This window comes from Okibacterium sp. HSC-33S16 (assembly GCF_024171565.1).
In the GTDB taxonomy this organism is placed as follows: Bacteria; Actinomycetota; Actinomycetes; order Actinomycetales; family Microbacteriaceae; genus Mycetocola_A.
Genome location: NZ_JALJZZ010000001.1, coordinates 953,514 through 977,164 on the forward strand (window position 1 = coordinate 953,514; position 23,651 = coordinate 977,164).

Below are 23,651 nucleotides of genomic sequence, written 5' to 3' on the forward strand. Positions count from 1 at the left end.
TCATGACAACCAACACCTACCTCCTGCGTTCAGCGACCCTCGCGGACGGCCGCACCACAGACATCCGCATCGCAGACGGAATCATCGCCGAACTCGGTACCGCACTGTCGCCTCAGGGGGCGACGGTCATCGACGCGGACGGACTCCGTGCCCTGCCCGGGCTCGTCGACCTGCACACCCATCTTCGGGAGCCTGGCTACGAGCAGAGCGAAACTGTGTTGACCGGAACACAGGCCGCGGCGGCCGGCGGATTCACTGCGGTCTTCGCGATGGCCAATACCTCACCGGTGGCAGACACCGCCGGCGTCGTTGAACAAGAGCTCGCCCTCGGACAGGAAGCCGGCTACGCCACCGTGCAACCGATCGGTGCTGTGACCGTCGGCCTTGCGGGGGAGCGGCTCGCTGAACTGGGCGCCATGGCCACCTCACGCGCCCGGGTGCGGGTGTTCTCCGACGACGGCTCCTGCGTCTCAGACCCATTGCTGATGCGCCGTGCACTCGAGTATGTCAAGTCGTTCGACGGCGTCATCGCCCAGCACGCCCAAGACCCCCGGCTCACCGTCGGCGCCCAAATGAACGAGGGCGCCGTCTCAGGCGAGCTCGGCCTACAGGGCTGGCCCGCGGTCGCCGAAGAGTCGATCATCGCCCGAGACGTCTTGCTCGCCGAGCACGTCGGCTCGCGGCTGCACGTCTGCCACGTATCGACAGCGGGCAGCGTCGACGTGATCCGCTGGGCCAAAGCCCGCGGCATCCAGGTCACCGCCGAGGTCACCCCACACCACCTTCTGCTCACCGAAGAACTCGTGCGCAGCTATGACGCCCGGTACAAGGTCAACCCTCCGCTCCGGCGCCAGGAGGACGTGCTTGCCCTGCGCGAGGCTCTCGCCGACGGCACGATCGACATCGTGGCCACCGACCACGCACCGCATCCCACCGAGCACAAGGACTGCGAGTGGGATGCCGCCGCCAACGGCATGGTCGGCCTCGAGTCCGCCCTCAGCGTTGTGCAGGCATCCGTCATCGACACCGACCTGCTCAACTGGGAAGATCTCGCTCGCGTCTTCTCGGCCACCCCCGCTCGAATCGGTCGAATTTCACGCCACGGCCAGGGCATCATCGAGGGAGTTCCCGCCCAGGTCGTGCTCTATGACCCGCAGGCGTCGCGAACCTTCGGCACCGAGCACCTGGCCGGCAAGGGCACCAACTCGCCCTACCTGGACTTGACGCTGCCCGGCCGCGTGGTGGCCACCTTCCACGACGGATATGCCACCGTCCTCGACGGCGCGCTCCGCCCCGCTGGGGAAGTGGCACAGCACGCGCTCACCAACAGAAGGGCAGTCACACATGTCTGATCGCCTGATTCCCGCCATCCTCGTACTCGGGCTCCTCGCGCTCCTGCTCGTGGGGATGTGGCTGGCGTGGCGCGGCCGAGTTCGACGACACAGCGGCCTGACCGCGGGGGAGTCCCTTCCCGACGCCGGCATCCACCCGATCCTGGTCGCCGACGTGCTCTACGTGGCCACCACCGAGGCAGACCGACCGCTCGAACGCCTGGCCATCCGTGGTCTCGCGTTTCGGGCCCGTGCCGAGCTCACCGTCGCCACCGAAGGTGTTGTCATCTCCGTGCCCGGACAGGAGCCGATCTTTCTGCCAGCCCACAGCATCCGTTCGTCACTTCCTGCCACCTGGACGATCGATCGTGTTGTCGAATCGGACGGCCTCGTCGCGATCGCCTGGCGAAGCGGCGAGACGGATGTCGACAGTTATGTTCGCGTGATCGATTCGACCCAGCATGCTGCAGTTCTCGACGCCCTGGCGTCACTTACGTCGACCGGCCCGGATTCATCCGCTCCGGCCCCCACTACTTCCACCGAGAGGAAGAAATCATGAGCACATTCGGCTCAGCAGAACCGGCCGTCCTCGTCCTGGAAGACGGCACCCGCTACGTCGGCCGCGCGTACGGCGCGACCGGAAAGACACTCGGTGAGGTTGTCTTTTCGACCGGTATGACCGGCTACCAGGAGACCCTCACCGACCCGTCATACGCCGGCCAGATCGTGCTCATGACGGCGCCGCACATTGGCAACACCGGCATGAACGCCGAAGACATGGAGTCGAATCGTGTCTGGGTCGCCGGATACGTCGTGCGTGACCCTTCTCGCATGGTGTCGAACTTCCGCTCCGAGAACAGCCTCGACAGCGAGCTCAGCCGCGACGGCATCGTCGGCATCAGCGACATCGACACCCGAGCGGTGACCCGCCGCATTCGGTCGAGTGGCGCCATGCGCGCCGGCATCTTCTCCGGTGCGGACTTTACGCTCTCCGACGGCGAGCAGCTCGACCAGGTGCGCCAGGGACCCGAGATGACCGGCCGCAACCTCTCCGGTGACGTCTCGACCATCGACCCCTACGAAGTTCCCGCACAGGGCGAGCGCATCGGCCGGGTGGCCGTGCTCGACCTTGGCATCAAGAAGTCGACGGTCAACTATCTCTCCGAGCGCGGTTTCGACGTGCTCGTTCTACCGCAGAACGTCACGGCCGACCACGTGCTGAGCCTCAAGCCCGACGCCCTGTTTTTCTCGAACGGCCCGGGAGACCCCGCTGCCTCAGACGCCCACGTCACCCTGCTGCGCGACGTGCTGCGTGAGAACGTCCCGTACTTCGGCATTTGCTTCGGCAACCAGCTGCTCGGTCGTGCACTCGGCTTCGGCACGTACAAGCTGCCGTTCGGCCACCGCGGAATCAACCAGCCGGTGCTCGACAAGACAACGGGCCGGGTTGAAATCACCTCGCAGAACCACGGTTTCGCGGTCGACCTCCCGATCGAGGGAGAGCACCAGTCGCCCGAGGGATTCGGCCGGGTCACGGTCAGCCACTACAGCCTCAACGACCAGGTGGTCGAGGGACTCGCCTGCCTCGATATCCCGGCATTCAGCGTTCAGTACCACCCGGAGTCGGCCGCGGGCCCGCACGACGCCAATCACCTCTTCGATCGCTTCCGCGACCTCGTGATCGCGAATAACCAGACCCCAGCAGGAGACAACAACTAATGCCAAAACGCGACGACATCTCAAGCGTCCTCGTCATCGGTTCGGGCCCCATTGTTATCGGGCAGGCCGTCGAGTTTGACTACTCGGGAACCCAGGCATGCCGCGTGCTCCGTGAAGAAGGCGTTCGCGTCATCCTGGTCAACTCCAACCCCGCCACCATCATGACCGACCCGGACTTCGCCGACGCCACTTACGTCGAGCCGATCACCTGGGAAGTCATCGAGACGATTATCGCGAAGGAAAAACCCGACGCGATCCTGCCGACCCTCGGCGGCCAGACCGCGCTCAACGCCGCGATTCAGCTGCACGAGCACGGCATCCTCGAAAAGTACAACGTCGAGCTGATCGGCGCGAACTTCGAGGCCATCAACAAGGGTGAAGACCGCCAGATCTTCAAACAGCTCGTGCTCGACGCCGGCGCTGATGTAGCCCGGTCATACATCGCCCACACGGTCGAGGAGGCTGTCGGTTTCGCCGAGGACCTCGGCTACCCCCTCGTTGTGCGTCCCTCGTTCACCATGGGCGGCCTCGGTTCAGGCTTCGCCTACAACGAGGAAGAGTTGCGCCGCATCGTCGGCGACGGCCTGCACCAGAGCCCGACCACCGAAGTCCTTCTCGAGGAGTCCATCCTCGGCTGGAAAGAGTACGAGCTTGAGCTCATGCGCGATACGGCCGACAACACGGTCGTGGTCTGCTCGATCGAGAACGTTGACCCGGTTGGCGTGCACACCGGTGACTCGATCACGGTCGCCCCAGCGCTCACCCTGACCGACCGCGAGTACCAGAAGCTCCGTGACATCGGTATCGACATCATCCGCGCGGTCGGCGTCGACACCGGTGGCTGCAACATCCAGTTCGCCATCGACCCGGCCGACGGCCGCATCATCGTGATCGAGATGAACCCCCGTGTTTCCCGGTCGAGCGCCCTCGCGTCGAAGGCCACCGGCTTCCCCATCGCCAAGATCGCCGCGAAGCTCGCCATCGGCTACCGGCTCGATGAGATCCCGAACGACATCACCAAGGTCACGCCAGCGAGCTTCGAGCCCACGCTCGACTACGTCGTCGTCAAGGTTCCGAGGTTTGCTTTCGAAAAATTCCCCGCAGCGGATGCCACGCTGACGACAACCATGAAATCCGTCGGTGAGGCGATGGCGATTGGTCGCAACTTCTCGTCAGCCCTGCAAAAAGCGCTCCGCTCGCTGGAGAAGCGTGGATCGAGCTTCTCCTGGGGTGAAGAGACCCGGTCGGTCGACGAACTTCTCGAGATCGCTGCTGTACCGACCGACGGTCGGATCGTCGTTGTGCAGCAGGCGCTGCGCATGGGCGCGACGCCGGAGCAGGTGTTCGAAGCCACCAAGATCGACCCGTGGTTCCTCGACCAGATCGTGCTCATCAATGAGGTCGCCGAGTACATTCGCACGGCGGCTGTACTTGATACCGAGGTCCTTGTCACCGCGAAGAACCACGGTTTCTCTGATGTTCAGATCGGGCAGCTCCGCGGCTTCGGTGAAGACCAGGTACGTGAGGTTCGACACATCCTCGACGTGCGCCCCGTCTTCAAGACGGTTGACACCTGTGCGGGCGAGTTCCCTGCGCTTACGCCGTACCACTACTCGAGCTACGACGCCGAGACGGAAGTCGAACCATCCGACCGCCGCAAGGTCGTCATCCTCGGTTCCGGCCCGAACCGCATCGGCCAGGGTGTCGAATTCGACTACTCCTGCGTGCACGCCTCGTTTGCGCTCAGCGACGCCGGTTTCGAGACGATCATGATCAACTGCAACCCCGAAACCGTGTCCACCGACTACGACACCTCCGACCGGTTGTACTTCGAGCCGCTCACCCTCGAGGATGTCCTCGAGGTCATCCACGCCGAGAGCCAGTCGGGTGAGCTCGTCGGTGTGGTGGTTCAACTCGGCGGGCAGACCGCCCTCGGTCTCGCTCCCGGCCTCAAGGCAGCGGGCGTCCCGATCCTCGGCACCACACCGGAAGCCATCGACCTCGCCGAGGAGCGTGGCGCGTTCTCCCGCATCCTGGCCGAGGCTGGCTTGCTCGCGCCGAAGAATGGAACCGCTACCGAGATCACCGGTGCCATCACCATCGCCGAGGGCATCGGATACCCGGTCCTCGTTCGCCCCAGCTTCGTGCTCGGCGGCCGCGGAATGGAAATTGTCTACGACACCGCGTCGCTCGAGGACTACTTCGATCGGATGGCAGACCAGGGCATCATCGGCCCCCAGCACCCGCTGCTCGTCGACCGGTTCCTCGACGACGCCATCGAAATTGACGTCGACGCGCTCTACGACGGCCACGAACTTTACATTGGCGGCGTGATGGAGCACATCGAGGAGGCCGGTATCCACTCTGGTGACTCCAGCTGCACCCTCCCGCCAATTTCGCTCGGCCGCGACCAGATCGACAGCGTCCGCGACGCCACACTTGCCATCGCGCAGGGCATCGGGGTGCAGGGTCTGCTCAACGTTCAGTTCGCGATCGGTGCCGGCATCCTCTATGTGCTCGAAGCGAACCCCCGCGCCTCCCGCACCGTGCCGTTCGTTTCGAAAGCGCTCGGCATTCCGCTGGCCAAGGCGGCGTCCCTCGTCATGACCGGAACCACCATTGCGGAGCTCAAGGAATCGGGCTTCCTGCCCGCCGTCGACGGTTCACGCGTCCCGATGGATTCTCCGGTGTCCGTCAAGGAAGCCGTCCTCCCGTTCAAGCGGTTCCGCACCAAGGAAGGTCGCATCGTCGACTCGATCCTCGGCCCTGAGATGCGCTCAACCGGTGAGGTCATGGGTATCGATAAGGACTTCCCGCGTGCATTCGCGAAGAGCCAGACCGCAGCGTACGGCGGCATGCCGCTGTCCGGCACGGTCTTTGTCTCGGTCTCCGACCGTGACAAGCGCTCCATCGTGCTGCCGATCCTCCGTTTCCAGGAGCTCGGTTACGACATTCTGGCCACAGAGGGCACAGCGGAAATCCTCAACCGCAACGGCATTTCTGCCCGCACCGTGCGCAAGTTCAGCGAGGGAGACGAGTCCACCCTCGGAGAGCCATCCATCGTTGAGCTGATCAACCGTCACGAAGTGGACGTCGTCATCAACACGCCGTCTGGTCGAAGCGGTCGTGCAGACGGCTATGAGATTCGAGCGGCCGCGGTTGCCGAAGACAAGCCCCTGTTCACGACCATCGCCGAGCTGACCGCCGCCGTGGCTTCGATCGAGGCCGTGCGCAACGGCTTCGACGTGCGCTCACTTCAGGAGTACGCGCTGGATCGGGCGTCGCGGGCATGACGCTGACCTTCGGAGAACGACTCGAGCGTGTGTTCGCTGGCCTGGGACGCCTATGTGTGGGAATCGACCCGCACCCGTGGCTCCTGGCCGAGTGGGGTCTGCCGGACTCCGCAGCGGGCACTCGCGAGTTCGGCCTGCGAGTCCTCGACGCTGTTGAGGGCAACGCCGGCATTGTGAAGCCACAAGTGGCATTCTTCGAACGGTTCGGCTCCGTCGGGTACGCCGCGCTTGAGGAGATCCTGGCGTCGGCACGACAGCGGGGGATCCTCGTCATCGCAGACGGCAAGCGGGGTGACCTCGGCACGAGCGTCGAGGCGTACGGCCAGGCCTGGCTGACCCCGGGTTCGCCGCTCGAGGCGGACGCGCTCACAGTGAGTGCTTATCAGGGTGTCGGGTCGCTCGCCGCGCCCAGCGCGCTAGCCGAGCAGACCGGTAAAGGCTTGTTTGTTCTGGCCGCGACCTCAAACCCTGAAGGATCAGCTCTCCAGCAGGCACGGATGCCTTCGGGCACGACAGTCGCGCGAACAATCCTCGATGAGGTCAATACCTGGAACGGCACGCACAGCGCGACGGGCCTCGGCTCGATCGGCGTTGTCATCGGTGCAACGCTGAACCTCGCTGACTTTGACCTTGAGGTGTCGCCGACCCCGGTGCCTCCGGTGCTCGCTCCGGGCTTCGGCCACCAGGGTGCATCGGTTCCAGCCATGCGGTCCATCTACGGTGCACTGTCCAGCGGTGTTATCGTCTCCGAATCACGAAGCGTGCTCGGCGCGGGCCCTGAAGGGATCCGAAACGCCGTGAGCACTCGAGCAGAAAATGTGAGGCAGGCCAGTGCCTGAGCAAACAGTCCGAACACCGCCAGAGGTCGATCGGGTCGCGGCGTCACGCGCGGCCGTCGAGGCTCGTCGCAGACGCGCAGAGGTTAAGAACCGCATCGCGACGGGCGCGGTGTCCGCGCTGGACGTCCTCGATGACGCCTTCGCTGACCCAGACGGTGTCGCCGGTCGCATGCGTGTCACTGACTTCCTGTTGAGTGTTCCGGCGATCGGCCGCACCAAACTGAGCCGCATTCTCAGCGACCTTAAGATCTCAGAGGCCAAGCGCCTCGGCGGGCTCGGCCCGAACCAACGTCTGCGCATCCGCGACTTCATCGCCGATCGCGAGTCGAAGAACCGCCGGCACAAGCGCTCGCGCCTGATCGTGCTGGCCGGCCCGACCGCCGTCGGCAAGGGTACCGTTGCGAGCTACATCCGAGAGAACTACCCGGACGTACTGCTCTCGGTCTCAGCGACGACGCGTCGTCCGCGACCGGGTGAGGTTGAGGGCGTCAACTATTTCTTCGTCGACGACGCCGAGTTCGATCGGCTCATCGCGGAGAATGAGCTGCTTGAATACGCCACGGTGCACAACGCATCCCGATACGGCACCCCGCGCGCGCCGATCGACGAGGCACTCAACCGCGGTGACAGCGTTCTGCTCGAGATCGACATCCAGGGCGCACGCCAGGTGCGTGCCGCAATGCCCGAGGCGACACTGGTCTTCCTGCTCCCGCCGAGCTGGGACGAACTGGTCCGCCGCCTCGTCGGCCGCGGAACCGAAGACGCCGAGGAACGGGAACGTCGACTCGAGACTGCACGGCACGAATTGGCTGCCCAAGAGGAGTTCGACTACCGCGTTGTGAACGGCACAGTGGCTGAGGCGGCCCAAGAGGTCGTAGACTTGATTAAGACTCGCGGCGCACGACCCCGGCGCACTTCGTAAAAACAGTGCCGAAACGGGCGAACACCACAGGTACCGATACCTGGTTGTTTGTGATGCTGCCGCTTCCCGGCCTTCTTCCAGAAATCCGCAACGCACGAGGAGTGTGAACTTCAGTTATGGCTGAAAAACCCAAGGGAATCATTGACCCGCCCATCGACGACCTGCTGAGCAAGGTCGACTCGAAGTACGCTCTCGTGATCTTCGCGTCGAAGCGCGCTCGTCAGATCAACGACTACTACGCTGACCTGCATGAAGGCAGCCTCTTTGACAACGTCGGCCCGCTCGTCGACTCGCAGGTGGAAGACAAGCCACTGTCCGTTGCTCTTCACGAGATCAACGAAGACAAGCTCGTTGTGCGCCCCATCGCCGAATAGTTTCAGCGTTTCCCGATGACAGGCACACTGAACGTCGTTGTCGGCATTACGGGTGGCATCGCCGCATACAAAGCGGTCGGTGTCATCCGTTTTTTCGTGAAAGAAGGACACTCGGTCCAGGTCGTTGCGACCGCTGGCGCCCTGAAATTCGTCGGCAGGCCGACCCTCGAGGCGATCTCGCGTAACCCGGTGCACACCGAACTCTATGAGGGTGTCGCCGAAGTTCGCCACGTTGCCCTGGGCCAGGCCGCCGACCTCATCGTCATCGCACCGGCCACGGCCAACACCATCGCGAAACTGGCCGCAGGGCTCGCCGATGACCTGCTGGGCAACACCGTGCTTGCAAGTACAGCTCCCGTGGTCGTTGCCCCGGCCATGCACACCGAAATGTGGCAGAACCCCGCGACCGTGGCGAACATCGCCACTCTCCGCGCCCGCGGCGTCACGATCGTTGGCCCCGCATCCGGCCAGCTCACCGGAAACGATTCAGGCCCGGGTCGAATGGAAGAACCGGAAACCATCGTCGCCGCAGCGCTCGAGCGAGTACGGCCAACGGCGAAAGATCTCATCGGCAAGCGCGTCGTGGTGACCGCCGGTGGCACTCGAGAACCGCTCGACCCGGTCCGATATATCGGCAACCGCTCCAGCGGAAAGCAGGGGGTGGCCCTCGCGACGGCCGCGGCTGCCCGAGGCGCATCCGTAACCCTCATCGCCTCCCACCTGGAGGTGCCCGTGCCAGACGGCATCGAGGTCATTTCGGCTCCAACGGCGGCGGACGTCCTGACTGCGGTGACGGATGCCGCGGCGACGGCAGATATCACCATCATGGCCGCCGCTATTGCTGACTATCGATCGGCCGAAGTCCGCCAGGCCAAAATCAAGAAAGAAACGACGGGGGACGAACTAACCCTCACTCTCGTCAAGAACCCCGACATTCTCGCCACCCTGGCCGCATCGCACCCGCGCGGACTCGTCGTGGGGTTCGCGGCCGAGACCGCCGACTCCGAGGACGATTTGATCGAACTGGGTGCATCGAAGCTTGAGCGTAAGGGCTGTGACTACCTCGTCCTCAACCGGGTGAGCTGGTCGGAAGGATTCTCCACCGACCGTAACAGTGTCGTGATGCTGTCACGGGGCGGAGATATAGTGATGAAGGCCTCGGGCGAGAAGCTTGACGTTGCACACAGCATCCTCGACTCACTCGTCTCCCGCTAGCCCGAACTCACCCCGTCCCACTTGGAGTTGGTATGACGCAGCTGCGCCTGTTTACCTCGGAATCTGTCACCGAAGGGCATCCAGACAAAGTTTGCGACCAAATCTCCGACAGCATCCTCGATGCGATGCTCGAGCAAGATCCCCACAGCCGGGTTGCCGTTGAGACCCTCGTCACCACCGGGCTCGTGCACGTTGCCGGTGAAGTGACGACCGAGGCCTATGTCGAGATTCCCGCCCTCATCCGCGAACTGGTGACGTCGATCGGCTACGACCACTCCGACGTCGGGTTCGACGGAAAGTCGTGCGGCGTTTCGGTGTCGATCGGCCAGCAGTCGCCCGACATCGCACAGGGTGTTGATTCGGCCTTTGAGGCCCGTGAACAGTCGAGCTCCGACGCGCTCGACGCGCAGGGCGCCGGCGACCAGGGCATCATGTTCGGTTACGCCACCACCGAGACGCCGCAGCTCATGCCGGTTCCAGGCTGGATCGCCCACCGGCTGGCCGAGCGGCTCTCCGAGGTTCGCAAGTCCGGCGAGCTCGACTACCTCCGCCCGGATGGAAAGACGCAAGCCACCATCGGCTACGACGGAATCACCCCACGCACCGTGGAGACCATCGTCCTGTCGACCCAGCACCGCGACGGGATCGACGTGGAGCGGCTCCGCGCCGACGTCGCCGAACTCGTCATCAAGCCGGTACTCGACACCGTCGACCTCGACACCTCCGACGTCAACTTCCTCATCAACCCGACCGGTCGATTCGTCATCGGCGGGCCGCAGGGTGACGCAGGGCTCACCGGTCGCAAGATCATCATCGACACCTACGGTGGCGCTGCGCGGCACGGCGGGGGAGCCTTCTCCGGAAAAGACCCGTCGAAGGTCGACCGTTCCGCGGCATACGCCATGCGCTGGGTTGCGAAGAACGCAGTCGCCGCTGGCTTCGCCGACAAGCTCGAAGTGCAGGTTGCGTACGCCATCGGCAAGGCCGCGCCCGTCGGCCTCTATGTCGAGACCTTCGGTACTGCAAAGGTCTCGGAAACGACCATCGTCGACGCCATTCGCGATGTCTTCGACCTGCGCCCCGCAGCCATCGTCTCTTCCCTCGATTTGCTTCGTCCGATCTACGCTGCGACTGCGGCATACGGGCACTTTGGTCGTGAGCTTCCCGATTTCACCTGGGAGCGGCTCGACCGGGTTGCCGACCTGCAGAGCGCGGCCGGGTTGTAACCATGACGACGCCGGCTGAAACCACGCCGGTGGATGCCGCACCCGCTCGCGTCGCCCGGGTCGCTCTCGACTCACCGCTTCCTCAGCTCGACCACCTCTTCGACTACAGCATTCCGCCTGAACTCGCCGATACGGCGATTCCGGGCGTTCGAGTGATGGTGCCGTTCCGTTCGGCGGGGCGGCTCAATCGTGGGTACATCGTTGAGGTGGCGGAGAAGGCCGATGGTTTCGAGGGCGCACTGAGCCCCATCGACTCCGTCGTGTCGCCGGTTCCCGTGCTCACGCCCGAATTGTGGAGTCTTGCCCGACGGCTGGCTGATCGCGCGGCCGGGTCGGCAACCGACATCCTTCGGCTGGCCATCCCACCACGGCAGGTGCGGGTGGAAAAAGCCTGGTTGGCCGAGCAGGACGCTCTCCGGTCCGGAGCTCCCGAAGCCCGGGACGATACCCAGGACGCCGAAGAAGCCGAAGCCGACGACACCGACGACACGGCGGTCGCGCCGACGTCCGACGCAATGACCGCGACGTTGCCCGGTGTATCGGACTACCCGGTGGCGCTCACCGACGCTGTCGACGCCGGGGGCCGGGTCGCGCTGGCCGCCATCCCCACGGTGGCTGACATCGGAGGCGCATGGGTGGGCCGCTGGGCCGTCACCATCGCGGAACTGAGTGAGCGCGTGCTGGCGAGCGGTTCCTCCGTCATCGTGGCTCTGCCCGACTACCGGGACCAGGATCAGTTGCAGGCTGCACTGGAGCGCCGGGTTCCGCTCGAGCAGCTCACCAGGGTCGACGCCAGACAATCTAATGCCGAGCGATATCGGTCATTTCTCGACTGCCTCACCGACGCACCTCGGATCATCCTCGGCAACCGCTCAGCGGTGTACGCCCCTGCCGCCAAGCTCGGGCTTCTCGTGGTCTGGGACGACGGTGACCCACTGCATTCCGAGCCGCTCTCACCATACGTCCACGCACGCGACGCCGCCCTTGTGCGGCAGGAAGAGTCCGGCGCCGCTCTGGTGTTCGCCGGTCACAGTCGCAGTGCTGACGTTCAGAGGCTCGTCGAGATGGGCTGGCTCACCCCGGTCGAGCCGACCCGCCTGTACACCCCGCGCGTTATGCTCACGGCGCAGTCGGACGTCGTCGAACCCGGCGCCGTGGCCGCGCGCATCCCGTCGCTGGCCTGGCGGCAGGCGCGGGAGGCGCTTGAGAAGGGTCCCGTGCTTGTGCAGGTCGCCCGGCCGGGATACGCTCCGGTCATCGCCTGCGCACGGTGCACTCAAGCGGCGCGGTGCACCGTGTGTTCCGGACCGCTGGGGATCCCTCGAGCGGGTGCGCTTCCCGCGTGCACACTGTGCGGTGCGATCGCCGGCAACTGGTCCTGCGACAACTGTGAGGGCACGAAGCTGCGGTTGGTGACCCGTGGCACCGGGCGGACCGCCGAAGAACTCGGGCGCGCGTTTCCCGGTGTCAAGGTCGTCGTGTCCGACGGCGAACGGCAGGTGATTGGTGTCTCCGGTTCGCCGGCCCTCGTGATCGCCACCCGCGGCGCCGAACCCGTCGCCGACGGGGGATACGCGGCCGTGCTGCTTCTCGACGGTGACCGAATGCTCGCAGCCGAGTCCCTGCGCATCGCGGAGGACTGCCTGCGTTGGTGGTCCAACGCGGCCGCGCTGAGCGCACCGGGGGCGCCGGTCGTCCTGACCGGGGTCTCCGGCACCCTCGCGACGGCCCTCGCGACCTGGAACCAACCGGCGTTCGCCTCCGCAGAGCTGGCCGACCGACGCACGTTACGATTCCCACCCGCGGTACGCGTAGCATCCGTCACTGGAGATGATGCAGCCGTGAGCGAAGCGGTCGCTGCTGTCACCTCGCTGGTGCCTGCCGACGTGCTCGGACCGGTGCCAACCGAAAACGGTGTGCGCACCATCCTGCGGCTGGACTACGGCAAAGCGCAGGCTGCGGCCAGGGAACTGCGGGCGACCGTGGTGAAGAACGCGACCAAACGGCGAAAGCCACCAGCCGGCAAGGCTGCGTATCGGCAGGCTCCTACACTGAAGGTACGATTCGACGACCCGGAGATCCTGTCATGACCACCCGCACCACCCCGTTTTTCGCATGAGGCTTGTCTTTGCCGGGACACCGTCCGTTGCCGTTTCCAGCCTGCTCGCGCTCCTCGACACCGAGCACGAAGTAGTAGCCGTGATCTCGCGAGAAGATGCACCGCTCGGCCGAAAACGCGTTCTCACGCCGTCGCCGGTCGCCGAAGCCGCTGTTGCGCGGGGCATCCCGGTGCTCAAGGCTAACCGCCTGACCGAGAGCATGGCCGACACAGTGCGGTCCCTCGACGCTGACCTCGGCGTCATCGTTGCGTACGGCGGACTCGTGCGAGAGCCGCTGCTGTCGACGCCCCGTCACGGCTGGATCAACCTGCACTTTTCTCTACTCCCTGCGTGGCGCGGAGCAGCGCCAGTGCAGCGCTCACTCATTGCAGGCGACACGGTCACCGGAGCCAGCGTGTTTCAGCTGGTGCCCGAGCTCGACGCCGGTGACCTTTACGGAACAGTGGAGCATCCGGTTGGTCCGGACATCACGGCGGGAGAGCTGCTCGACGAACTGGCCGACGTCGGCAGTTCACTTCTCGTGTCGGTTGTCAACGACATCGCCCGGGGAAATGCCACGGCGGTGCCTCAATCGGGAGAACCCACTCTTGCTCCGAAACTGACACTCGACGACGGCCGGCTTGCCTGGACCGAACCGGCAGACGTTCTATACAACCGCTTCCGCGGCGTCACGCCCGAGCCCGGCGCGCACACGACGATCGGTAGCGCGCGGTTCAAGATCCTCGACGCGCGCGCGCGGACCGACGTTACCCTGCCGCCAGGAACGATCACGATGCGCGACAAGATCGTCCTCATCGGTACCGGGTCAACCGCGCTTGAGCTGGTGACGGTTCAACCGGCGGGCAAGGCGGCCATGCGTGCCGCCGACTGGTGGCGGGGCCTCGGTCACGACCCGCAAATCGTGGCAGAGTAGAAGCCACACAATGAATGCCGCGCCATACACTCCAGCTCCTGTCCAGCCCTCACGCCGGGTCGCGTTCGACGTGATCTCCGCGGTCAGCCGTGACGATGCGTACGCGAACCTCCTGCTGCCGACTCTGATCCGCCGTCAGGCACTCAACACGGCCGATGCCGGGCTGGCGACCGAACTGACCTACGGCACCCTCCGCATGCGGGGCTACTACGACCGGGTCATCGCCCTGGCCGCAAACCGGCCGGTCAGCGACATCGACCCCGACATCCTGGACGTGCTGCGCCTCGGCGCCCATCAGCTGCTCGCTACCCGGGTCGCCCAGCACGCCGCGGTCAACGAGTCGGTCACCCTCGCCCGGAGTGTCGGGTCTCGGTCCGCTGTCGGATTCACTAACGGAGTGCTCCGCACCCTTTCCCGTTCCACTCCTGAGGAGTGGAAAGAACGGGTGCTCGCAACGGCGAAGACGACCGACGACCGTTTGGCCACCGAGCACGCGCACCCGGCGTGGATTGTCCGAGCCTTTCGACAGGCCCTCGCCGCTGAGGGTCGGACCGATGAACTCGAAGACCTGCTCGCCGCCGACAACGCCGCCCCGCGGGTGAACCTCATCGCCCTTCCCGGGCTCGCTTCCCTGCCCGACGACGCCGAGCGAGACACCTATTCGCCCTTCGGCTTCGTGTTGGCCAGTGGCGACCCGGACACCGCCATTCGACATGAAGCCGGTCGCCTCCGGGTGCAGGATGAAGGCTCGCAGATCGCCGCCCTCGCGCTCACCCGGGCCCGCCCGATCGCAGAGGGTGAACGGTGGCTCGATCTCTGTGCCGGTCCAGGCGGCAAGACGGCACTCCTCGGTGCCGAAGCAGCACTTTCCGGTGCCCATCTCACCGCCAATGAAGTGGTGCCGGCGCGTGCCGAACTCGTGCGCCGCGCTGTCGCTCCGGTGCCGGGCGACATTCCAGTAACTGAGCTCGACGGAACCACTATCGGCGAGATGCAGCCAGAGTCGTATGACCGCATCCTCGTGGATGCCCCGTGTACCGGACTCGGCGCCTTGCGCCGGCGACCTGAAGCGCGATGGCGCAAGACGGCCAAGGACGTCGGTGACCTGACCAAACTGCAGCAGTCGCTACTGTTGTCGGCGTTCGCCGCGCTCAAACCCGGGGGAGTGCTTGCCTACGTCACCTGCTCGCCGCACCTCGCGGAAACCCGCAGCGTCGTGCTGGACTCACTTCGTCGGTTGGGCGACGGCGCCGAGCTCCTCGATACCGCTGCCGTCGTGCAGTCCGTCGCTCGGGAACCCATCGACCTCGGCGACCAGCAAACCGAACGGGCAGGAACCACCGTGCAGTTGTGGCCGCACCGCCACGGCACAGACGCCATGTTCATCGCGCTGATCACCAAAGTCTGAGCCGCCGCGGTTCGATAGGCTCGAGCTATGTCAATCCGGATCAACCCCAGCATTCTGGCCGCTGACTTCGTGAACATGGAGAGTGCCCTGCACTCGATCAGTTCCGCTGACCTGGTGCATGTGGACGTGATGGATAATCATTTCGTTCCCAACCTCACCTTCGGCCCCGGGATGGTCGGCCGCATCCAGGACGTCTCGCCGATTCCACTCGACGTGCACCTCATGATCGACGCGCCCGAGCGTTGGGCTCCGGGGTATGCCGAGCTTGGCGCCTTCAGTGTCACCTTCCACGCTGAAGCCACGTCAGACCCTGTGGCTGTCGCTCGACGGTTGCGGCAGATCGGCTCTCGCGCCGGCCTGGCCCTCAAACCCGGAACCGACGCTGAGCCGTACCTTGAGCTCCTCGATGAGTTCGACCAGATTCTCGTGATGACGGTCGAGCCCGGCTTCGGCGGGCAGAAGTTCATGCCGGAGACAATGCCCAAGCTCCGGCTACTCGCCGAGACAGCCGCGCGAACCGGCGCCGATCTCTGGCTCCAGGTCGACGGTGGAATCACCGAAGACACCATCGGGATTGCGGCTGAAGCGGGTGCCAACACCTTTGTGGCGGGCTCAAGCGTGTTCGCTGCGGAGAATCCTGCGCTCCAGATCGACACTCTGAGACGCACTGCGATGAGTCACGCGCACGACCACACCTCCAATCGCTAGTACCCTGATACCTGTGAAAACATTCGACGATCTGTTCGCTGAGCTTTCTGCCAAGGCCCACACCCGGCCGGAAGGCAGCGGCACCGTCCGCGAACTCGACGCTGGCGTCCACGCCATCGGTAAGAAGATTGTCGAAGAGGCCGCCGAAGTGTGGATGGCCGCCGAATACCAGAGTGACACCGAGACCGCTGAAGAGATCTCCCAGCTGATCTACCACCTGCAGGTCATGATGATCGCCAAAGGACTCTCGCCCGAGGACGTCTATCGACATCTGTGACGAACGGGGAGCGCGCTCCCGCCGCCACGATTCGATCACCTACCGAGAGAACTACCCATGCTGAGAATTGCAGTGCCCAATAAGGGTTCCCTGGCCGAGACGGCCGCACAGATGTTGTCAGAGGCCGGATACGCCGGTCGCCGCGACCCCAAAGAACTTCACCTCATCGACGCCAGAAACGACGTCGAATTCTTCTTCCTTCGCCCGCGGGACATCGCAACCTACGTCGGTTCGGGTGCCCTCGATGTGGGAATCACCGGGCGGGACCTCCTGCTCGACTCAGGATCGAAAGCCGTCGAGATCGAGAGCCTCGGCTTCGGAGACTCAACCTTCCGCTTCGCTGGACCCGTCGGCCAGTTCTCCGCGCTGGAGGACCTCGCCGGTCTCCGAGTCGCAACCAGCTACCCCGGCCTCGTCGGCGCATTCCTCGCCGACCACAACGTTTCGGTCGACCTCGTTCCCCTCGATGGTGCGGTTGAATCTGCGGTGCGTTTGGGCGTAGCGGATGCTGTCGCTGACGTTGTCTCAACCGGTACGACGCTGCGTAAAGCGGAGTTGGACATCTTCGGGCCCGTCATCCTCGAATCAACGGCTGTCCTGATCGGCGCCCCGGAGGAGAAACCAGGACTGGCAACGCTCCGCCGTCGCCTGCAGGGAGTGCTCGTCGCTCGCGAGTTCGTGATCATGGACTACGACCTGCCCGAGCGGCTGCTCGATCAGGCGACCGCGATCGCCGGCGGCATTGAATCACCAACCGTTTCACCTCTTCGCGACAAGGAATGGGTGGCCGTCCGGGTGATGGTCCCGCGCGCGCACACCAACCAGATCATGGATGCACTCTACGAGATCGGCGCTCGCGCCATCCTCGTCAGCGCCATCCACGCGGCGAGGCTGTAGGGCGGAGCGGACGATGACCGTAGCCTGCCGCGTCATTCCCTGTCTCGACGTTGCCGACGGCCGCGTCGTCAAGGGCGTCAACTTCCAAAATCTGCGTGACGCCGGCGACCCGGTTGAACTGGCCAGGCGGTATTACGAGCAGGGTGCCGATGAACTGACCTTCCTGGACGTCACCGCCACCGTCGACAATCGGGCAACCACCTACGACGTTGTGACGAGGACCGCGGAACAGGTGTTTATTCCCCTCACCGTTGGGGGAGGCATCCGCAGCACTGAAGATGTCGCGCGCCTGCAAGGCAGCGGCGCCGATAAAGTCGGCGTCAACAGCGCGGCCATCGCCCGCCCGGCCCTACTCGGCGAGATCGCCGATCGATTCGGGGCGCAGGTGCTCGTGCTCTCACTCGATGTCAAGCGGTCCGAAACCACCGAGTCCGGGTTCGTGGTCACCACCCACGGTGGACGCACCGAGACAACGCTCGATGCGCTGGCCTGGGCACGTGAGGCCATCGAACGCGGAGCAGGCGAGCTGCTCGTCAACTCCATCGACGCTGACGGCACCAAGGAGGGATTCGATCTTGAACTCCTCACTCTCATGCGTGACATCAGTTCCGTCCCGGTGATCGCATCTGGCGGCGCGGGGCGGGTCGAACACTTCCCGCCGGCCATCGCGGCCGGTGCAGACGCCGTGTTGGCCGCGAGCGTCTTCCACTCCGGTCAGTTGACGATCGGTGACGTGAAACGAGAGCTTGCAAGCGAAGGGATCCTGGTGCGCTCATGAGCGTCTCATCCACAATCGAGTCCATCTCCTTCAACCCTGACGGGCTCGTTCCCGCCATCATCCAGCAGTGGGACACCGGCGAAGTGCTCATGCTCGGTTACATGAATGATGAGGCCGTCCGGCGCACACTGACCGAGGGGCGGGTGACTTTCTGGTCGCGGTCGCGGTCGGAGTACTGGCGCAAGGGCGACACGTCAGGCAACGCTCAATACGTTCGCGGCGCCTCGCTCGACTGTGACAATGACACCCTGCTGATCCAGGTCGAACAGGTCGGGGTGGCCTGCCACACCGGGACGCGCACCTGCTTCGACTCCCGTGAGCTCAACCCGGTCATTGGTGACGTGCCCGACAGCGACGAGGACGACGATGTCTAATCATTCTGCGCCGACATCAGCAGGCACCACTACGCGCGCGGCATTCAGGCAGCTCACGGCCGATCACCGGGTCATTCCGGTGATTCGCGAACTGTTCGCCGATGGTGAGACCCCGGTGGGCATTTACCGCAAACTCGCCATCCACCGGCCGGGGAGCTTCCTGCTCGAGTCGGCGGAGCAGGGTGGCATCTGGTCGCGGTTCTCCTTCGTCGGTGTCTCGAGCTTCGGCGTGCTCACCCAGACCGAGAACGCGGTGACCTGGCTCGACTACGGCATCAGCGCCAAACGGGCCCTCGGCAACACCGACACGCTGACGCCGCTTGAAGCCATCTCCGAGTTGCACCGCCGCTGGGAGACTCCACCCATCGAGGGCCACCCACCGCTCACCGGTGGGCTCGTCGGGTTCATCGGTTGGGAAGCCATCCGGCAGATTGAACGCCTGCCCAACCAGCCGGTACGTGAATTCGACGTTCCGGGGCAGGCGCTGTCGTTTGTGGCGGACCTCGTCGTCATCGACCACCGCACCGGTACCGTGCAGCTCATCGCCAACGTCCTCAACGACGGTTTGGACAGCACGGACGTCCTATGGAAGAACGCCCAGGACCGGCTCGACATCATGCAGTCTCAGCTCGCCAAACCGAGCGAGGCGTGGCTCGCGAACGTCGATCTCACGACGCCGCCGTCGCCGACGCACCGCACCCGCCGGAAAGACTTCCTCGACTCCGTTGTCACCGCGAAGGAACACATCCGTAACGGTGACATCTTCCAGGTTGTCATTTCCCAGCGCTTCGATCAGGAGTGTGAAGCGGACCCGATCGACGTGTACCGCATCCTGCGTGCTCTCAACCCGAGCCCGTATATGTACCTGATCAACCTGCACACCGTCGACGGCACGCCGTACTCGATCGTCGGCTCGTCACCCGAGGCGCTCGTCAAGGTGCACAAGGGTCGTGTGTTCACCCACCCGATCGCGGGCTCGAAGCCGCGCGGCGAAACGCCAGAGGCCGACGCGGAGCTTGCTGCTGAGCTCGCCGCCGACGAGAAAGAGCGCGCCGAGCACCTCATGCTTGTCGATCTGGCCCGCAACGACCTGCTCAAGGTCTGCACGGCGGGTACCGTCGAGGTCACCGAGTTCATGCGTATTGAGCGGTTCAGCCACATCATGCACCTGGTCTCAAGCGTGGAGGGCAACCTCCGACAGGGTGCGTCACCCGTCGACGTGTTCAAGGCCACTTTCCCGGCCGGAACGCTCTCGGGCGCCCCCAAGCCGCGGGCACTTGAAATCATCGACGAGCTCGAACCGGCTCAGCGCGGCGTGTACGGGGGAGTCGTCGGTTACTTCGCGTTCTCCGGTGACACCGACCTGGCCATCGCCATCCGCACGGCGACCATCATGAACGGCGTTGCCTATGTGCAGGCCGGGGGAGGCCTCGTCGCCGATTCCAACCCCGACAGTGAATTTCTTGAGTCCCAGAACAAAGCAGCAGCACCGCTTCGCGCCGTTGCCGTTGCCAACGCAATGACGAGGGTGAAATGACCGACGCGTCACCACCACAGAAAAGCCCACGCAAGCGGGTCAAGTACTCGCTCATGCTCGGCACCCTCGCGCTTGCAGGACTCACCCTCATCGCCTGGACCCAGCAGTGGCTGACCGTCACCCTGACCGAGCCCGGCGGTGAGCCGCTCCCCGTCGATGGCAGCATCGCTGCCCCCGCGCTGGCGGCACTGTCGCTGGCCGCCCTCGCCCTCGCGGCGGCGCTGGCGATCGCCGGCATCGGCTTCCGCTACATCCTCGGGGTCCTTCAGCTTTTGCTCGGTGCAAGCATTGCACTGTCTGCGATCCTCGTCTTCAGCAATCCCGTCGGTGCGGCTGAACCTGCAGTAACGGATGCCACGGGCATCGCCGGCGCATCATCCGTCGCTGCGATCGTCAACTCAACGTCGCTCTCCGTATGGCCAGCCCTGACCCTGGCCTTCGGGGTACTGATCGCGGCCGCGGGCATCGGCATCGTGGTTACTGCCCGGGTCTGGCCCCGCTCGTCGAAGAAATACTCTGCCGTGCGGATGGAGCCCGTCGCGGGCGACGAGATGCCAGACGCCGTCGACAGCTGGGACGAACTCTCACGCGGGGACGACCCCACCCGCTAAGCCCCCCCCCTCACCGCAACACGCGACCGGGCCGGTGCACCCACCCGGTAGACTGAATACGCACCAAGATTTGAAGGAGAACCATGAGCGACGAGTCAACCGACCTCGGACACGGCCACTCACCAGCCGCGTGGACGGCGGTGACCATCATGCTGATCGCGTTCGTCATCGGTACGGTGGCGTTCTGGCTCGACATGCCGTGGCTCGTGTGGGCCTCGGCTGGGCTTCTCGTTGTCGGCGCGATCGTAGGCTGGATCCTGGCCAAGGTCGGCTACGGCGTCAACGGCTCGAAGTACGCGGCCAAGGGACACTAGCCCGTGCTGGCCGATCTGATGGCCGGCGCACTCTCGGATGCCCGCGATCGTGAACTCACACGACCGCTCTCAGACGTAGAGTCCGCCGCGCTTGCTGCACCGCCCGCGCTTGACGCCCTGTCGGCTCTTGCTCCTGCCGACCGCGTTAAAATCATCGCCGAGGTCAAACGAGCGAGTCCGTCCCGCGGACCGCTCGCTGAGATTGCTGACCCGGCCCAACTCGCGCTGTCCTACGAGACCGGGGGAGCAAGCGCGATCAGCGTGCTCACCGAGGGCCGCCGTTTCAAGGGATCACTGGCCGACCTCGAAAACGTTCGCGAAGCCGTGTCGATCCCCGTCCTGCGCAAGGACTTCATCTCGGTGCCGTACCAGGTGTTCGAGGCGCGCGCCTCCGGAGCCGACCTTGCGTTGCTCATCGTCGCCGCGCTCGACACCAGGACGCTGACCGAGTTGTACGGACTGATCCGCGAACTCGGGATGACGGCGCTGGTCGAAACGCACAGCGCGGAGGAGCTTGAGCGAGCGCTCGACCTCGGCGCCGAGCTGATCGGCGTAAATGCGCGCAACCTCTCGACCTTCGAACTCGACCGCAACCTTTTCGGCGAGCTCGCTCCCCAAATTCCTTCCGGAGTCGTGCGCGTGGCGGAATCCGCCGTTCTTGCACCGTCCGACGTCGCCCACTACCGTGCGGCCGGCGCTGACGTTGTCCTCATCGGCGAAGCGCTCGTGACCAACGACCCCATTCTCACCCTCGGCGAATTCCTGGCGGTATAGACACATGGCACTACGGGACGAAACAGGCCCATACTTCGGCGAGTTCGGGGGACGTTTCGTTCCTGAGTCGCTCGTTGCGGCGCTCGATGAATTGTCGGAGGCGTGGGAGCTCGCGAAGGTCGACCCCGCGTTCGCAGCCGAACTGACCGAACTGCACAAGACCTACACGGGTCGCCCCTCGCTCATCACCGAAGTTCCGCGTTTCGCGGCGCACGGCGGGGGAGCGCGCATGATCCTCAAGCGCGAAGACCTCAACCACACGGGCTCACACAAGATCAACAACGTGCTCGGGCAGGCCCTCCTCACCAAGCGGATCGGTAAGACCCGCGTGATCGCAGAGACCGGGGCCGGCCAGCACGGTGTCGCAACCGCGACCGCTGCTGCCCTGTTCGGACTCGACTGCGTGATCTACATGGGTGAGGTCGACACTGAGCGGCAAGCGCTCAACGTCGCCCGCATGCGCCTTCTCGGAGCCGAAGTTGTCGCCGTCAAGACCGGATCGCGCACGCTCAAAGACGCCATCAACGACGCCATGCGCGACTGGGTAACCAACGTCGACTCGACCAACTACATCTTCGGAACGGTCGCCGGGCCACACCCCTTCCCGGCAATGGTTCGCGACCTGCAAAAGATCATCGGCGAGGAAGCCCGGGCCCAGGTCCTTGAGCTCACCGGAAAACTCCCGGACGCGGTCGCCGCGTGCGTCGGAGGCGGCTCGAACGCCATCGGCATCTTCCATGCGTTCCTCGATGACCCCGACGTTGCGCTTTACGGGTTCGAGGCAGCCGGCGAAGGCGCGGAGACGCTGCGGCACGCCGCCACGATCACCAAGGGTCGCCCCGGAGTTCTTCACGGTGCCCGCAGCTACCTGCTGCAGGACGAGGACGGCCAGACCATCGAGTCCCACTCGATCTCTGCGGGCCTCGACTACCCGGGCGTTGGACCGGAGCACGCCTGGCTCGCCGACCTCGGCCGAGCCACCTACCGACCGGTCACCGACGCGGCGGCAATGAGTGCACTCCGGCTGCTGAGCCGCACCGAGGGAATCATCCCGGCGATCGAAAGCGCGCACGCGCTGGCCGGTGCGCTCGAGCTCGGCAAGGAGCTCGGCCCGGACGCGACGATTCTCATCAACCTGTCCGGTCGTGGCGATAAGGACATGGAAACAGCCGGTCGGTACTTCGACCTCATCGATTCGGGAGCAGAACAATCGTGACGAGCGTGGCATCCGTTTTACAGCTCCGCCGCGACAGCGGAACCGGCGCCCTCATCGGGTACCTGCCCGCAGGATTCCCGACGGTTGAGGAGAGCGTTGACGCCGCGGTCGCCATCGCGCAGAACGGCGTTGACATCATCGAACTCGGGCTGCCGTACTCGGACCCCGTCATGGATGGCCCGGTAATCCAGCAAGCGACCCAGCAGGCACTGGCGAACGGCTTCCGGCTCAGGCACGGCTTCGACGCGGTGCGCGCGATCACCAGCCAGGTGAACGTGCCCGTTTTGCTGATGACGTACTGGAACCCGGTCGTGCAGTATGGCGTTGACCGATTCGCCGACGACCTCGCGGCCGCCGGGGGAGCAGGGCTCATCACACCCGATCTGATTCCGGACGAAGCCGAACCATGGCTGACCGCCTCGGAGCGCACCGGCCTCGACCGGGTCTTCCTCGCGGCGCCGTCATCGACCCAGGCGAGACTCAAGCAGGCCGTCGAAGCCAGCCGTGGGTTCGTCTATGCCGTGTCGACCATGGGAGTCACCGGGGCTCGCGCCGACGTTGACTCGGCTGCGAAGTCCCTCGTTGCGCGCCTCCGTGACGCTGGCGCCACAAACGCCTGCGTCGGAGTGGGAATCTCCACGGGAGACCAGGTGCGCGAAGTGCTCGAGTACGCCGACGGCGCCATCGTCGGTTCAGCGCTCGTGAAGGCCCTCGCCACCGGGGGCATTGAGAGCGTCGCGTCCGTGGCCCGGGAACTGTCCCGAGGCACCGCACCCGCGAACTAGAGTTATACGCGCACGTCCGA

At 65.0% G+C, this 23,651-nt stretch carries 23 protein-coding genes; all 23 read left to right on the forward strand.

The window, feature by feature from the left end; all coding sequences use genetic code 11:
* Nucleotides 1–2 precede the first annotated feature (2 nt).
* The 23 genes from L1277_RS04640 to trpA all read left to right on the forward strand — a co-directional run bounded on the left by L1277_RS04640 (nucleotide 3) and on the right by trpA (nucleotide 23,631).
* Nucleotides 3–1,352: a dihydroorotase gene (locus tag L1277_RS04640; RefSeq protein WP_253375147.1), complete on the forward strand. Its 1,350-nt coding sequence runs from the start codon at nucleotides 3–5 to the stop codon at nucleotides 1,350–1,352.
* Nucleotides 1,345–1,890, forward strand: coding sequence for a hypothetical protein (locus tag L1277_RS04645; protein ID WP_253375148.1), 546 nt, complete (start codon nucleotides 1,345–1,347; stop codon nucleotides 1,888–1,890). Before L1277_RS04640 ends, L1277_RS04645 begins: the two co-directional genes overlap by 8 nt.
* Complete coding sequence (gene carA / locus L1277_RS04650) at nucleotides 1,887–3,050, forward strand: glutamine-hydrolyzing carbamoyl-phosphate synthase small subunit (RefSeq protein ID WP_253375149.1); 1,164 nt, start codon at nucleotides 1,887–1,889, stop codon at nucleotides 3,048–3,050. Before L1277_RS04645 ends, carA begins: the two co-directional genes overlap by 4 nt.
* Entirely contained in the window at nucleotides 3,050–6,343 is a 3,294-nt protein-coding gene (carB, locus tag L1277_RS04655) for a carbamoyl-phosphate synthase large subunit (RefSeq protein ID WP_253375150.1), read from the forward strand. Before carA ends, carB begins: the two co-directional genes overlap by 1 nt.
* Entirely contained in the window at nucleotides 6,340–7,182 is an 843-nt protein-coding gene (pyrF, locus tag L1277_RS04660) for an orotidine-5'-phosphate decarboxylase (protein ID WP_253375151.1), read from the forward strand. Before carB ends, pyrF begins: the two co-directional genes overlap by 4 nt.
* The gene (gmk, locus tag L1277_RS04665) at nucleotides 7,175–8,104 is read left to right on the forward strand and encodes a guanylate kinase (RefSeq protein ID WP_253375152.1); all 930 of its coding nucleotides are present in this window, start codon (nucleotides 7,175–7,177) and stop codon (nucleotides 8,102–8,104) included. The genes pyrF and gmk overlap by 8 nt, the downstream gene beginning before the upstream one ends.
* 116 nt (nucleotides 8,105–8,220) lie before the next feature.
* Nucleotides 8,221–8,478 carry a DNA-directed RNA polymerase subunit omega gene (gene rpoZ, locus L1277_RS04670; protein ID WP_253375153.1) on the forward strand — a complete coding sequence of 86 codons (258 nt, stop codon included), beginning with the start codon at nucleotides 8,221–8,223 and terminating at the stop codon, nucleotides 8,476–8,478.
* Between the two features lie 15 nt (nucleotides 8,479–8,493).
* On the forward strand, nucleotides 8,494–9,693 hold the full coding sequence (coaBC, locus tag L1277_RS04675) for a bifunctional phosphopantothenoylcysteine decarboxylase/phosphopantothenate--cysteine ligase CoaBC (protein WP_253375154.1): 1,200 nt from the start codon (nucleotides 8,494–8,496) through the stop codon (nucleotides 9,691–9,693).
* A gap of 32 nt (nucleotides 9,694–9,725) precedes the next feature.
* The gene (gene metK, locus L1277_RS04680; RefSeq protein ID WP_253375155.1) at nucleotides 9,726–10,919 is read left to right on the forward strand and encodes a methionine adenosyltransferase; all 1,194 of its coding nucleotides are present in this window, start codon (nucleotides 9,726–9,728) and stop codon (nucleotides 10,917–10,919) included.
* Nucleotides 10,920–10,921: 2 nt separating this feature from the next.
* Nucleotides 10,922–13,009 carry a primosomal protein N' gene (locus tag L1277_RS04685; protein WP_253375156.1) on the forward strand — a complete coding sequence of 696 codons (2,088 nt, stop codon included), beginning with the start codon at nucleotides 10,922–10,924 and terminating at the stop codon, nucleotides 13,007–13,009.
* Nucleotides 13,010–13,034: 25 nt separating this feature from the next.
* The gene (fmt, locus tag L1277_RS04690; protein ID WP_253375157.1) at nucleotides 13,035–13,952 is read left to right on the forward strand and encodes a methionyl-tRNA formyltransferase; all 918 of its coding nucleotides are present in this window, start codon (nucleotides 13,035–13,037) and stop codon (nucleotides 13,950–13,952) included.
* A gap of 10 nt (nucleotides 13,953–13,962) precedes the next feature.
* Entirely contained in the window at nucleotides 13,963–15,360 is a 1,398-nt protein-coding gene (locus L1277_RS04695; protein WP_253375158.1) for an RsmB/NOP family class I SAM-dependent RNA methyltransferase, read from the forward strand.
* A 27-nt stretch (nucleotides 15,361–15,387) separates the two neighbouring features.
* Nucleotides 15,388–16,068 carry a ribulose-phosphate 3-epimerase gene (gene rpe, locus L1277_RS04700; protein ID WP_253375159.1) on the forward strand — a complete coding sequence of 227 codons (681 nt, stop codon included), beginning with the start codon at nucleotides 15,388–15,390 and terminating at the stop codon, nucleotides 16,066–16,068.
* Nucleotides 16,069–16,081: 13 nt separating this feature from the next.
* Entirely contained in the window at nucleotides 16,082–16,345 is a 264-nt protein-coding gene (locus L1277_RS04705) for a phosphoribosyl-ATP diphosphatase (protein ID WP_253375160.1), read from the forward strand.
* A 57-nt stretch (nucleotides 16,346–16,402) separates the two neighbouring features.
* Nucleotides 16,403–17,242, forward strand: a complete 840-nt coding sequence (gene hisG, locus L1277_RS04710) for an ATP phosphoribosyltransferase (protein WP_253375161.1) — start codon at nucleotides 16,403–16,405, stop codon at nucleotides 17,240–17,242.
* A gap of 13 nt (nucleotides 17,243–17,255) precedes the next feature.
* A complete protein-coding gene (gene hisF, locus L1277_RS04715) occupies nucleotides 17,256–18,020 on the forward strand; it encodes an imidazole glycerol phosphate synthase subunit HisF (RefSeq protein ID WP_253375162.1) in 765 nt (254 codons plus the stop codon).
* Nucleotides 18,017–18,394, forward strand: a complete 378-nt coding sequence (hisI, locus tag L1277_RS04720; protein WP_253375163.1) for a phosphoribosyl-AMP cyclohydrolase — start codon at nucleotides 18,017–18,019, stop codon at nucleotides 18,392–18,394. The genes hisF and hisI overlap by 4 nt, the downstream gene beginning before the upstream one ends.
* Complete coding sequence (locus L1277_RS04725; protein WP_253375164.1) at nucleotides 18,387–19,931, forward strand: anthranilate synthase component I; 1,545 nt, start codon at nucleotides 18,387–18,389, stop codon at nucleotides 19,929–19,931. Before hisI ends, L1277_RS04725 begins: the two co-directional genes overlap by 8 nt.
* Nucleotides 19,928–20,542 (forward strand): Trp biosynthesis-associated membrane protein, encoded by a 615-nt coding sequence (locus L1277_RS04730; RefSeq protein WP_253375165.1) that lies wholly within the window; start codon nucleotides 19,928–19,930, stop codon nucleotides 20,540–20,542. The genes L1277_RS04725 and L1277_RS04730 overlap by 4 nt, the downstream gene beginning before the upstream one ends.
* A gap of 83 nt (nucleotides 20,543–20,625) precedes the next feature.
* Nucleotides 20,626–20,856 (forward strand): DUF6704 family protein, encoded by a 231-nt coding sequence (locus tag L1277_RS04735; RefSeq protein WP_253375166.1) that lies wholly within the window; start codon nucleotides 20,626–20,628, stop codon nucleotides 20,854–20,856.
* Nucleotides 20,857–20,859: 3 nt separating this feature from the next.
* Nucleotides 20,860–21,630 (forward strand): indole-3-glycerol phosphate synthase TrpC, encoded by a 771-nt coding sequence (gene trpC / locus L1277_RS04740; protein WP_253375167.1) that lies wholly within the window; start codon nucleotides 20,860–20,862, stop codon nucleotides 21,628–21,630.
* A gap of 4 nt (nucleotides 21,631–21,634) precedes the next feature.
* Nucleotides 21,635–22,846, forward strand: coding sequence for a tryptophan synthase subunit beta (gene trpB / locus L1277_RS04745; protein WP_253375168.1), 1,212 nt, complete (start codon nucleotides 21,635–21,637; stop codon nucleotides 22,844–22,846).
* Nucleotides 22,840–23,631, forward strand: coding sequence for a tryptophan synthase subunit alpha (gene trpA / locus L1277_RS04750; protein WP_374110165.1), 792 nt, complete (start codon nucleotides 22,840–22,842; stop codon nucleotides 23,629–23,631). The genes trpB and trpA overlap by 7 nt, the downstream gene beginning before the upstream one ends.
* The last annotated feature ends 20 nt before the right edge of the window (nucleotides 23,632–23,651 follow it).